The 11,851-nt window shown below is 63.0% G+C and carries 10 protein-coding genes; 3 read left to right on the top strand and 7 right to left on the bottom strand.

Annotated elements, in window-relative coordinates; translation table 11 throughout:
* Positions 1-406: 406 nt before the first annotated feature.
* Entirely contained in the window at positions 407-1,558 is a 1,152-nt protein-coding gene (locus tag ACQRBR_RS07965) for an MltA domain-containing protein (protein ID WP_303954147.1), read from the bottom strand.
* On the opposite strand from ACQRBR_RS07965, the gene ACQRBR_RS07960 reads away from it, so the two are divergent.
* From ACQRBR_RS07960 to ACQRBR_RS07950, 3 genes are all read left to right on the top strand, one after another.
* Positions 1,553-1,975: an acyl-CoA thioesterase gene (locus tag ACQRBR_RS07960; RefSeq protein WP_427812718.1), complete on the top strand. Its 423-nt coding sequence runs from the start codon at positions 1,553-1,555 to the stop codon at positions 1,973-1,975. The genes ACQRBR_RS07965 and ACQRBR_RS07960 overlap by 6 nt on opposite strands.
* A 53-nt stretch (positions 1,976-2,028) precedes the next feature.
* Positions 2,029-2,280: a hypothetical protein gene (locus tag ACQRBR_RS07955; RefSeq protein WP_427812717.1), complete on the top strand. Its 252-nt coding sequence runs from the start codon at positions 2,029-2,031 to the stop codon at positions 2,278-2,280.
* Between the two features lie 71 nt (positions 2,281-2,351).
* Positions 2,352-4,415: an elongation factor G gene (locus ACQRBR_RS07950; RefSeq protein ID WP_303954150.1), complete on the top strand. Its 2,064-nt coding sequence runs from the start codon at positions 2,352-2,354 to the stop codon at positions 4,413-4,415.
* 474 nt (positions 4,416-4,889) lie between these two features.
* On the opposite strand, the gene ACQRBR_RS07945 is transcribed toward ACQRBR_RS07950, so the two are convergent.
* From ACQRBR_RS07945 to folP, 6 genes are all read right to left on the bottom strand, one after another.
* Positions 4,890-6,419: a DnaA ATPase domain-containing protein gene (locus ACQRBR_RS07945; protein WP_414600844.1), complete on the bottom strand. Its 1,530-nt coding sequence runs from the start codon at positions 6,417-6,419 to the stop codon at positions 4,890-4,892.
* A 347-nt stretch (positions 6,420-6,766) separates the two neighbouring features.
* On the bottom strand, positions 6,767-7,639 hold the full coding sequence (gene galU / locus ACQRBR_RS07940; RefSeq protein ID WP_168935669.1) for a UTP--glucose-1-phosphate uridylyltransferase GalU: 873 nt from the start codon (positions 7,637-7,639) through the stop codon (positions 6,767-6,769).
* A gap of 127 nt (positions 7,640-7,766) precedes the next feature.
* The gene (glmM, locus tag ACQRBR_RS07935; protein ID WP_168935668.1) at positions 7,767-9,119 is read right to left on the bottom strand and encodes a phosphoglucosamine mutase; all 1,353 of its coding nucleotides are present in this window, start codon (positions 9,117-9,119) and stop codon (positions 7,767-7,769) included.
* A gap of 32 nt (positions 9,120-9,151) precedes the next feature.
* On the bottom strand, positions 9,152-10,081 hold the full coding sequence (locus tag ACQRBR_RS07930; RefSeq protein WP_006006470.1) for a CdaR family protein: 930 nt from the start codon (positions 10,079-10,081) through the stop codon (positions 9,152-9,154).
* Positions 10,068-10,802, bottom strand: coding sequence for a diadenylate cyclase CdaA (gene cdaA / locus ACQRBR_RS07925; protein ID WP_168935667.1), 735 nt, complete (start codon positions 10,800-10,802; stop codon positions 10,068-10,070). Before cdaA ends, ACQRBR_RS07930 begins: the two co-directional genes overlap by 14 nt.
* Before the next feature lie 163 nt (positions 10,803-10,965).
* Positions 10,966-11,850, bottom strand: coding sequence for a dihydropteroate synthase (gene folP, locus ACQRBR_RS07920; RefSeq protein WP_427812716.1), 885 nt, complete (start codon positions 11,848-11,850; stop codon positions 10,966-10,968).
* Between the last annotated feature and the right edge of the window lies 1 nt (position 11,851).

The following is an 11,851-nucleotide window of genomic DNA, read 5'->3' as shown; positions in this document are numbered from 1 at the left end:
CGCGATGCCCGACGGAACGCAAGACGCCCGCCGCACACCTCATCATATCCGACAGCACGTCCCCACTTCCATCTCGCACGCCTGCCTGGTGGCGTAGCAAGACTATCCGCCCGGTCTTTTCTGTTTTCCGCCACCGGCCCCCCACGAACTAACGCCGCAAAAAACGAAAAGCGGACATCCTTGGGATGTCCGCTTTTCCATGCCCGTCGGTCAGCGACGGGGACCTTCCAAAAAGATCATATGAGCGTTTTTGGGGGAGAAGTGGGGAGCTCGGGGAGGCCCTTTTTCCGCCGGGAACGACCGAAAGCGGCCCGCAGGGCCGTACCCGTTGCGACGGAGGAAGCTACGGGCATCGACAGCAACGCAAAGGGTTTCCCCTCCCCTCGAACCAGCCTTTCCCCGCTCCCTACCGTGCCACCAGCACCCAGGCGGGGCCGGGGGCATCCAGATGGCTGGCCACGTAATTGGCGCGCTCGGAGCCGCCGCAGAACAGGTCGATGCGCCGCTGCTTGATGGCGCCGCCCACGTCCTGGGCAAAGCCGATGCCGCGCAGGGGCAGACTGCCGTATTTTTCATCCGGCACGTTGACGCCAAAGGCCACCACGGCCCCCAGCGGGATATAGCTGCGGTCCACGGCCAGGGAGAGCCATTCGTCCACCACATGGCCCATGGCGCCGGTGGGACCGCGGCTGCCGTAACGGAAAAAGACGTAGCTGGGGTTCTCGTTGAGGATCTCGCGCACGCGCTGGGGATTGTCCTTGAACCACTGACGCTGCTCGAAGATGTCGCCGCGCTTGAGCAGGCCCTTCTCGCGCATGATGCGGCCCGAGCTCTTGTATTTGTGGCCGTTCTGGCCCGCGTAGTTGATGAAGGCCTCGGTACCGTCATCGAAGACCAGGCGGCCGGAGCCCTGGATCTCCAGGAAAAAGACGTCCACGGGGTCAGCAGCCCAGGCCAGTTCCAGCCCACGACCGGCCAGCAGCTGCTGCTCTTCGATCTGGCGGCGGGTATAGTACCGGCCCTTGTGACGGCGCTTGTACTGCTTCATGTCCGGCGGCAGGGCGTAGATGGCCTGCTCGTAGCCGGGCTTGCGGGTACGGCTGGCCTTGACGCGGGGCTCATAGTAACCGGAATAGGCGATACCGGAGGGGACCTCCACCCACTGGAAGTTCTGGAGGAAGAGCTGCGGTTCGGCATCCAGACGGGGCAGCAGCTCCTGCAGGCGCAGCAGAGTGCGTTCCATGTCGCCCCAGGTCAGACGCAGGCCGGGCCGGTCGATGGCCACGGCCCCGGCGGGCTTGCTCTTGACATAGCGCAGGGATTTCCGCACCGTAGGCGCCATCTCGCGCCACGACTGCAGGTCCTGGTTCTGGGGCGCAAGATGCTCCGTGAAGAATTCGGGCGATTCAAAGCCCACGGCGGGCCCTTTGGGGATCAGGTATTCCTCGTGCGTCTGCCGCGACCCGCAGCCGGACAGCGCCAGGGCGGCCAGCAGCACGGCGCACAGCGCCAGACGCGGGAGCCCCTTCCCCACACGCAAAGGAGTTTTCTGATGCATGACGATTTTCCTTCCCCGGCCATCTGGTTCACCCACCGGATCTCCTACGGTGAAACAGATACCATGGGCGTTCTGTATTATGCGGAGTATCTCCACATCTTCGAGAGGGCGCGCAGCGAATTCATCCGCGCCTGCGGCATGAGCTACCGTGATGTGGAGGAAAAGGACATCATCCTGCCCGTCCGCGAGGCCCAGTGCCGTTACCGTTCCCCGGCCCGCTATGACGATCTGGTGCAGGTCCACACGGCCATCAGCGAATGGGGCCGCGCATCCATGCGCTTTGTATACGAGATGTGGAACGAGGACAAGACGCGCCTGCTGGCCATGGGCAGCACCCAGCATGCCCTGGTGAACCGTCAGGGCCGTCCTGTGGCCGTGCCGGACTGGCTGCGCGATCTTCTGGGCAACCTGAAATAACTTCGACCTGACAGCCGAACACGAAAAAAGCCGGGGAAATCCCGGCTTTTTTTATGGCATTGGAAAAATTTTTCACAATATTTTTTATTATTTTCTGCCGTGTGCCCATCCGCACGCCACGGCAGGGACGCGGAGGACTCGTACCGGGCACGGATTTTCAGGCTCCGGGGGAGGTAGCTGTCCCCATTCTTGCACAAGCAGCCATCTATTTTGTCTTTCCGGGCGCAGATGTCAAGTTGAGCAAAAAAGTTTGGGCACTTCCCTTTTTGGCCATGTCGGGCTATGGTTTTATTACTACCGTGTGAAAGGTCGCACGTTGCCCTCGTAAATCCGGCGGCCCCGGGCTCGCCATATCGCTTACTAAGGGAGTTTTAGCATGTCCAACCCCGTGGATACCCAACGTACTTACGCACTTGTAGGCACCGGCGGCTGCGGCAAAACGTCGCTGGCCGAGATGCTCCTCTTCAATAGCGGCGCTCTGACCCGCATGGGCGCCATCGAAGACGGTACCACCTGCCTCGACTATGAACCGGAAGAAGTACGTCGTCGCGGCTCCATCCAGCCTGCGGTGGCTACCTGCCTCTGGAACAAGAATCGCCACTTCATGCTGGATATCCCGGGTGACGGCAACTTTACCGGCGACATGGAATGCCTGCTCAAGGGCGTGGACAGCGTCGTCTTCGTGCTGGACGCCGTGGATGGCGTGCGCCCCCTGACCAAAAAATTCTGGAACCTCACCCGCGCCGAAAACCTGCCCGCCATCTTCGTCATCAACAAGATGGATCGCGACCGCGCCGACTTCCAGATGGCCTTCGACGGCCTGGCTACCCTGGGTGTCAAGGCTGTGGCGCTGCAGGTGCCCATCCGTGAAGGCGAGGCCTTTACCGGCTATGTGGACGTGCTGACCGGTAAGGCTTACACCTTTGGCGCTGACGGCGCTGTCAGCGAATGCGATGTGCCCGCCGATGTGGCCGACGACGTGAGCCTGCTCCACGACCTGACCGTGGAAAACATCGCCGAAAGCGATGAAGAGCTCATGGAAAAATACCTGGAAGAAGGCAGCCTGTCTCTGGAAGACCTGCAGATCGGTCTGCGCAAGGGTACCGTGGCCGGTGAGCTCTGCCCCGTGCTGGTCTGCTCCTCCCTGGAAAACAAGGGTGGCGTGGCCGTGCTGGAAGCCATCCAGGCCCTGTTGCCCGCCGCTTCCGAGCGCCCCGCCTTTGTGGACGCCCTGGGCCAGGAACGCAAGCCCGATCCCGACGCCCCCGTGGCCGGTTTCGTCTTCAAGACCCTGGCCGACCCCTTCTCCGGCCAGCTTTCGCTGGTGCGCATCCTCTCCGGCACCATCAATGGTGATGCCACCCTCAAGAACATGCGCAGCGGTGAAAACGAACGCCTGGGCAGCCTGCTCTTCCTGACCGGCAAGACCCAGACCCCCTGCAAGGAACCCGTGGGCCCCGGCGCCATCGTGGCCGTGGCCAAACTGAAGAACACCCGCACCGGCGACAGCCTGTGCGACGAAAAGCAGCCCTTTGCCCTGCCCATGCCCAAGCTGCCGCCGCAGCTCATCACCTACGCGCTGGCTCCCAAGGAAAAGGGCGATGAAGACAAGGTCTACTCCGCCATCCAGCGCCTGCTGGACGAAGACGTCACCCTGCGTCTGGCCCGCGACGAAGAAAACGGCGATATCCTGCTTTCCGGTATGGGCCAGCTGCACATCGAACTTTCGGTGGAAAAGGCCAAACGCCGCTTCAAGGTGGACATCATCCTCAAAACGCCCAAGGTCCCCTATCGTGAGACCGTGCGCGGCAAGGTGCAGGTGCAGGGTCGTCACAAGAAGCAGTCCGGCGGCCGTGGCCAGTTTGGTGACTGCTGGATCGAGATGGAAGGCCTGCCCCGCGGTTCCGGCTATGTCTTCGAAGACGCCATCGTGGGCGGCGTGATCCCCCGCCAGTACATCCCCGCCATCGACAAGGGCATCCAGGAAGCGGCCGCCCGCGGCTTCCTGGCCGGTTGCCAGGTGGTGGACTTCCGCGTCAAGGTCTACGACGGCAGCTACCACACCGTGGACTCCTCGGAAATGGCCTTCAAGGTGGCCGGCTCCCTGGCCTTCAAGAAAGCCATGGAAAGCCTCAAGCCCGTGCTGCTGGAACCCATCGTGCTGCTGACCGTCTCCGTGCCTGACGAATGCATGGGCGACGTCATCGGCGACCTTTCCTCGCGTCGCGGCAAGGTGCTGGGCTCCGACTCCGCCGCCGGTGTCACCGAGATCAAGGCCCACGTGCCCATGAGCGAAGTGCTTCGCTACGCTCCCGACCTGCGCTCCATGACGGCCGGTCAGGGCTTCTTCACCATGGAATTCGCCCACTATGAAGAAGCTCCCCAGCCTGTGGCCGACAAGGTCATCGCTGAACACCAGAAGGCCGTGGCCGGCGAATAAGCCGCAGCCTCTCTCCTGCTGATCAAGGGCCACCTGCTCCGTGCGGGTGGCCCTTTTTGTTTACGGACGTTCTTCCACAGGTCCCCTGCAGGGCACCGAGGAATGCAAAAAAGGGGAAACATTCCCCCGGAGTGGACGGAAGAGGATTGTAACAAAGGGACGTCGCCCCAGCACGGAGGACGCAGCCACGAGGCTGTCTGAGCAGCAAAAATGCGAAAAGAGCCACGCCATCCCGGCAGGATTCCTGCCCGTTCCAGAGTCGAAAATATCGTGGCACAGCCCCGGGAGCGATGACCGCACCGTGCCCGGCAAAGCGCCCCTGCCCCCTGCCCTTCCCCGTATCAAGTGAGTCAGAGCCCCCGCAGCAGCGATGAGCGGGATATGCTTGTCTAGCGGCACAAGCCCCTTCCCGCAGACAACAAAAAAGGGAGGACACCACAAATGTCCTCCCTTCACAAAAATCAGGCGTATAGTTTACAGGGAAAGCAGGCTGGGAGCCGCATGACGGGCCGCAGGAACCTTGCCTGCCAGGCTCATCTCGGGCCGGATGCCCGCATTACGTTCGATGAGCTCCACAGCACGGGAGATCTGGCGGCCGACCCTGGACTCATTGGCGATCTCGCGTTCCAGGGACGTGATGCCCTTGATGACCGTGGAGTGACGGCGGTTGAAGCGCTCGCCGATCTCCTTGAGGGACATGTCCGTATGTTTGCGGGCCAGATAATAGATGGTATTGCGGGCCAGCACGTACTGCTGCTTGTGCGAACGGGACGCCAGCTGACGTTCGTTGAGGCCGTAGCTCTCGCAGACCAGGCGCACGATGGAGGCGAAGTCCGGGCCACAGTCCACGGTGGCGTACTGCTGCAGCACTTCCAGCGCCAGCTCGGGATTGAGCCCGCAATTGAGCATACGCGCCTTGAACACCAGACTTTTGAGGCAGGATTCCAGCTGGCGTACATCGCCCTGCAGGCGCCCGGCCAGCAGGTCGCAGACCTCGTCAGGCAACAACACCTGAAAGCTCTTGGCTTTGCGCTCCAGGATATGGCGGCACATCTCCGTATCAGGCCGCTCCAGAGGCGACACGATGCCGGAGCAGAAATGGGAGACCAGCTGGCTGTCCAGTTTTTCCAGCTCGCGCGGAGAAAAGCTGCTGGTAAAAATGGCGCGTCCGCCGCGATCCTGCAGGCTCTTGATGACGGTCAGGACCATGTCCTGCATCTTTTCCTTGCCCTGAAGGAAATGCACGTCTTCCAGCAGGAGCACGTCCAGATCGCGCAGACGGGCGCGGAAGCTCTCCACATCGTTGCTGCGCAGGGCAGCCACATAACGCGACGCCAGATCCTCGGCGGAAAGGTAGGCCAGACGGGCCTGCCCGCCCTGCTCCTGCACGGCACGGCCCACGGACTGCATGATGTGGGTCTTGCCCAGGCCGGAAGCCGAGCTGACGAACAGGGTCTCCACACAGCCGCCGTCATGGCAAATGTCCTTGGCCGCGGCCACGGCCATGGCATTGCAGGGGCCGACCACAAAATCGTCGAAACTGAAGCGCCAGCGCTGACGGGTACGGGGGCGCAACGTGGGGGCAGGCAGGGGCAGGGAACACTGGCTGGGCTGCCAGAGGGGCTGGGACGGACGGGAGGGCGCCGTATGGAGGGGCGTTACGGGCGCCTCATGCACGGGCTGCGCCACGGGCGCGGCAGGGGCCGCAGCAACGGCGGCAGGGGCAACAGGCGCGGCAGAAGCAGGCGCAGCGCCCTGACAGGAGATGCGGATATCGATATTTTCCGGCGCCACCTGCAACACAGGTGCGGCAGCGGAACGCAGAGTATCCTGCATGCGGTCACGCAGCCAGCGGGCCACATATTCGCTAGGTGCGGCAAGGCACAGGCTGTTCCCCTCGATATGGGCATCCAGAGGATGGATCCACACCTTGAAGATGCCGGGATTGAGGACACCCCTCAAATTTTCAGAGATCTTCTGCCACTGCTCTTGCATGCCTGTCATTGCCCGCCCATGAAAAATGCCGGTACGCGGGTCATGGTCAGCCATGCCCGCTCAAAAATGTCTCGCCCCGTTGGTGCTGTTGCGATGTCGCCGTCCGTCTTTCGGCGAAGCGCCCGCAAGGATGTAGTTTTTTCGCGTTGTTCTGTCAACATATGGCAAACAGGAAGACCAGGCCTTTCGCGCCTGCTGCCGCCATGCGGGCATGCCTGCCCTCTATCCTCTGTGGACGCTTGTGAGATTCTGCCCTTTTTTTCCCCATACTGCAAGCCGGAAGCGCCGCCATGAAAAAGAAAGGTCGTTGCCACCGAAATGACAACGACCTTGGGATCTTGCAGATGTATATCCGCTTACTTGAACTGCACGAAGTTCTTGAGCAGGCCCAGCAGTTCGTAACGCAGGGATTCATCCTGCAGGGCGAAGTAGATGTTGGCGCTCAGGAACTCGGCCCAGTCACCGGCGTCGAAGCGCATGCCGGCCATGCGCACAGCCATCATGCCGCGATCCTTGGCCATGGCCTGCAGGGCGTCGGTAAGCTGGATCTCGCCGCCGTGGCCCGGTTTGACCTTTTCCAGATAGTCGAAGATGTCCGGGGTCAGCACATAGCGCCCCACGATGGCCATGCGGGAAGGCGCGTCCTCACGCTTGGGCTTTTCCACCATGTCGCGCACGCGATACACGCCGGGGGCCACTTCCTCACCGTCGATGATGCCGTAGCGGCTCACCTTTTCCCACGGCACTTCCATGACGCCGATGACGGGCATCTTTTCGGCCATGGCCACTTCGATGAGCTGGCCGATGCCGGGCACGCCGCTGAACATCAGGTCGTCGCCCACCATGACGGCAAAGGGCTCGTCGCCCACCAGTTCACGCGCGCACAGCACCGCATGGCCCAGGCCCAGCTGGCGCTTCTGGCGCACGGACAGGATGTTGACCATCTCCGCCACGCGGCGCACTTCCTCCAGCTTGTCCAGCTTGCCGGAGCGCTCCAGCAGGTCTTCGAGCTGCAGATTGTGGTCGAAATGGTCTTCGATGACGTTCTTGTCGCGGTTGGTGACGAAGATCACGTCCTTGATATGGGCACGCTGGGCCTCTTCCACAACGTACTGGATGACAGGCTTGTTGTAGATGGGCAGCATTTCCTTGGGAATATTCTTGGTTGCAGGCAAGGAACGGGTCCCCCAGCCGGCCACAGGGATAACAACCTTACGAATATCCTTCATGTTCTCCTCCATCATGGCACGCCCGTCACGGGGCCGTGCCTGGGACATGGTTCTTGACGAAAGTATGTCGCGGGTCTGCCCGCGGCAGCTCCCGGAACGAATCAGCTCCTCCAGGAGAGGACAAAAACTAGCGAAGTTCGCGGCTCACCACGTCGGCCAGATCACGCGCGTAGCGGACGACCTTATCTTCATCTTCGGCCTCGACCATGACGCGGCACAGGGCCTCGGTGCCGGAGTAACGCAGCAGCACGCGGCCACGACCGGCCAGGGCCTTTTCCACATCGGCCACGGCCTTGCCGATGGCGGGGCGCTCCTCGAAGGGCAGCTTCTTTTCCACCCGCACGTTGATGAGCTTCTGGGGGAAGAGATGCAGCAGGCCCGCCAGCTCGGACAGGGGCTTTTCCTTCTCGCGCACGATGCGCAGCAGCTGCAGGGCCGCCAGCAGACCGTCACCGGTGGTGCTGTACTGGCGGTAGATGAGGTGCCCGGACTGCTCGCCGCCCAGCATGGCGCCGGTCTTGCGCATGGCTTCCATGACGTAGCGATCGCCCACCTTGGTGCGCAGCAGCGTACCGGCGCGTTCCTTCATGAAGATCTCCAGCGCCAGGTTGCTCATGGCCGTGGCCACCAGCATGTTGCCGGGCAGTTCGCCCCGCTCCATCATGGCCTGGGCCCCCAGAGCCATGAGCTGGTCGCCGTCCAGGACATTGCCCTTTTCATCCACCACGATGAGGCGGTCGGCGTCACCGTCCAGGGCCAGGCCCACGTCCGCGCGCACTTCGCGCACCTTGGCGGCCAGGGTCTCGGGATGCAGGGAACCGCAGTGGTCGTTGATATTGGTCCCGTTGGGGCTGGTCCCCAGGCGGAAGACTTCCGCACCCAGTTCTTCCAGGGCCAGAGGGGCCACCTTGTAGGCCGCGCCGTTGGCGCAGTCGATGACGATGCGCAGGCCGGACAGGGTCAGATGGGCCGGGAAACAGCTCTTGGTGTACACGATGTAGCGGCCGCCGGCGTCTTCGATCTTGCTGGCGCGGCCGACCCGGTTGGAATCGGGATAGGGCCAGCGCATGTCGGGATCGAGCACCATGGCCGAGATCTCGTTCTCCACCTCGTCAGGCAGCTTAAAGCCGTCGGCGTCGAAGAATTTGATGCCGTTGTCCGAATAGGGGTTGTGCGAGGCGGAGATGACCACGCCCAGATCCGCCCGCATGTTGCGGGTCAGGAAAGAGATGGCGGGCGTGGGCAACGGGCCGGTCATGATGACGTGCATGCCTGCGGCGCACAGGCCCGCCGTGAGGGCGGACTCGAACATGTAGCCGGACAGGCGGGTATCCTTGCCGATGACCACGCGGTGCTGGTGCGAGCCTTTGCGGAAGCGCACCCCGGCGGCCAGGCCCAGACGCAGGGCCACATCCACGGTCATGGGATAGATATTGACAGGGCCACGCAGGCCATCAGTGCCAAAAAGACGTTCTGCCATGTGTTCTCCTTGCCGGTGCCATGCGCCGGAGGCTACTTCTTACGGGTAATGGTAACGCTGTCGAAAGAGGGATTCAAGATGGTCATGCCTTCCGGCAGCTGGATGCGCGGCTCTGCCGTACCTTTCTGCCCCGGCTCCAGCGCCGGCGGGACGACCATCACTTCCAGTCGTTTGAGATAGGACGAATTGCGGGCCAGGGCCTCGGGCACCTCCACCATGACTTCCACATGGGAGGGCTCCACCGTGAACTGCGAGGCGTTCTGGGCCTCCACCGAGATCTTGCAACGGCGGGAGACCACGGTGCGGCCGCTGGTGATGGTGTACTGCACCTTCACCGAGGCGGGGTTGGAGGTGACCAGGCTGGGGGTATCCAGCAGCAGGGTCTGCTCCACCGTGGTGCCGGCGGCCTTGGGGTCCAGCCGGATGCCCAAGGGCAGGTTGTTGATGGACGAGATGACGCCTTCCGGCCCGCGCAGGGTGACGGATGCCGGAGAAACGGTCACGTTCTCCACGGTCAGGGCCCCGCTGCGCAGGGGGGATTCCAGCACGGCCCGGATGGGCACGCTGCGTTCGGCCAGGGTATCGGCCGTGATGACGATGCGGGGCGGCTGCACGTCCACCAGCTCGAAGGCCCGCAAGCTGGGGCCCATGTTGTCCGAGGTCAGGGGGACGATGGTCGTGCCCTTCTTGATATTGGAAAGATTGATGGCTTCCGTCAGGCTGCGTGACGAGATGGAGCGCAACAGGATCTCCGGCCCGCGCAAACGCACCTGCACCTTGCTGACAAGGCCGTCCGTCACCACCAGCCCGGAGGGGATGCCGTTGTATTCGATGCCCACTTCCAGCTGGACTTCCAGACGGTCGCGCACGCTGACCACATACCACATACCCACGGCCACGGCAAAGGCCACGAGCAGGGAAAGAAGATGGGGGGCCTTGCGGCTGTTCTTAGAGAATATCATTGAGCACCTGCCTCAAGCGTGTGGCATCGAGACTGCGGACAAGCTCGCCCTTCATGGCCACGGAGATCTCGCCGCGCTCTTCCGAGACCACGACCACCACGGCATCACATTCCTGCGTCATGCCCAGGGCGGCGCGGTGGCGCGTGCCGAACGACTGCCCCTTGGCCTCGGCCAGGGGCAGGATGCAGGCGGCGGCCGTGATGCGCCCCTTGCTGATGAGCACGGCACCGTCATGCAGCGGCGCCTTGGGATAGAAGATGTTCATGAGCAGCTGGCGTGACAACAGGGCATCCACCCGCACGCCTTCGCGCTTGATCATGTCGTCGAGCCGGGTGCCCCGCTCGATGACGATGAGGGCCCCCACGCGCAGGCGGGCCATCTCCACACAGGCCATGACCACTTCTTCCACGGCCGAATGCTGCAGCGCACGCTTGCGGAAAAGGTTGTTGGTCCCTATCTCGCCCAGTGCCTGCCGGATGTCGCTCTGGAAGATGACCACGATGAGCAGGAACAGGGAGCTGAAGACATGCTGCAGCAACCAGGTAAGGGTGTACAGCGCCATGCTGCGCGAGATGAAATACAGCAGGGTCAGCAGCCCGAGACCGGTCAGCACCGTCAGGGCACGCGATCCCCGCAACAGCTGGATGACCTGATAGAGCAGGAATGCTACCAGCAGGATGTCCAGCGCGTCACGCCATTCAAAAACCACATGTTCCAGCACGGTCCCTATCCTTGGGCATCAGAAAAATCCCCTTCCACGCCATGGGATGGCGTCCCCCCTTGCCGTCTGCCGCATCACGGATGCCGGGCAGCCGGCGCGCAGTATAAAAACAAGCGCACGCCGGCGCAACAGACAAATATCCCCCGTGCGGCCGGGCCGGACATCAGTCCCCGCAGGCCCCGGCAGGATCACGGAAGGCCGCGGCCAGCGTGAGCGTCTGGCGCGTGGCGGCCACATCGTGCACACGATGCCAGAACAGGCCCTTTTCCCAGAGCATGGCCGTAGCCACCTGGGTGGCGCAGCCCCGTTCCTGGGTGGTGAGGCCCAGCAGCTGCCCGAACATGGACTTCATGGACAGGCCCATGAGCACGGGCCGCCCGAAGGCGAGCCAGTCCTCCGCGTGGGCCAGCAGCTCCAGATTATGGCGCAGGGTCTTGCCGAAGCCGATGCCGGGATCCAGCACGATGTGCTCTTCCGGCAGACCGGCGGCGGTCAGGCGGTGCAGCTCGCGTTCAAAAAAGGCCATGACCTCGGAACGCACGTCCGTATAGCGGGGATTCTTCTGCATGACGTCCGGTCTGCCCTGACTGTGCATGAGCACGTAACCGGGCTTGTATTGGGCGAGCACGTCCAGCAGGCCGGGATCGAAGGCACAGGCAGAGATATCGTTGATGATCTGCACGCCTTCTTCCAGCACGGCAGCCGCCGTGGCCGCATGGTAGGTATCCACGGAGAGCATGACGCCGGGGATCTCCCGCCGCAGTTCGCGCAGCACGGGCATGAGGCGCAGCAGCTCCTGCTCCGGCGTCAGGGCCTGTGCGCCGGGCCGGGAAGATTCCGCCCCCAGATCAAGGATGTCGGCCCCTTCCGCATGCAGGCGCATGGCGTGGGCCAGCCCCAGATCCGCGGAATCGTGCGTGCCGCCGTCATAGAAGGAGTCCGGCGTCAGGTTGACGATGCCCATAACGCCAAAGGGGGCAGAGGTCGTCACCGCCCCGCCCCCAAGACACAGCCAGGAGCCGCCCCGGCGGGACGGCTCCTCGGACATA

This window comes from Desulfovibrio sp. SGI.133 (assembly GCF_050313955.1).
Taxonomy (GTDB): domain Bacteria; phylum Desulfobacterota; class Desulfovibrionia; order Desulfovibrionales; family Desulfovibrionaceae; genus Desulfovibrio.
This window is presented reverse-complemented; position numbering and strand designations above follow the sequence as displayed.

Coding starts and splice junctions, on each gene's coding strand:
- folP (WP_427812716.1), bottom strand. CDS start 11,850: ATGTCCGAGGAGCCGTCCCGCCGGGGCGGCTCCTGGCTGTGTCTTGGG.
- ACQRBR_RS07950 (WP_303954150.1), top strand. CDS start 2,352: ATGTCCAACCCCGTGGATACCCAACGTACTTACGCACTTGTAGGCACC.
- galU (WP_168935669.1), bottom strand. CDS start 7,639: ATGAAGGATATTCGTAAGGTTGTTATCCCTGTGGCCGGCTGGGGGACC.
- ACQRBR_RS07955 (WP_427812717.1), top strand. CDS start 2,029: ATGGCATTGGAAAAATTTTTCACAATATTTTTTATTATTTTCTGCCGT.
- ACQRBR_RS07945 (WP_414600844.1), bottom strand. CDS start 6,419: ATGACAGGCATGCAAGAGCAGTGGCAGAAGATCTCTGAAAATTTGAGG.
- glmM (WP_168935668.1), bottom strand. CDS start 9,119: ATGGCAGAACGTCTTTTTGGCACTGATGGCCTGCGTGGCCCTGTCAAT.
- ACQRBR_RS07965 (WP_303954147.1), bottom strand. CDS start 1,558: ATGCATCAGAAAACTCCTTTGCGTGTGGGGAAGGGGCTCCCGCGTCTG.
- ACQRBR_RS07960 (WP_427812718.1), top strand. CDS start 1,553: ATGCATGACGATTTTCCTTCCCCGGCCATCTGGTTCACCCACCGGATC.
- ACQRBR_RS07930 (WP_006006470.1), bottom strand. CDS start 10,081: ATGATATTCTCTAAGAACAGCCGCAAGGCCCCCCATCTTCTTTCCCTG.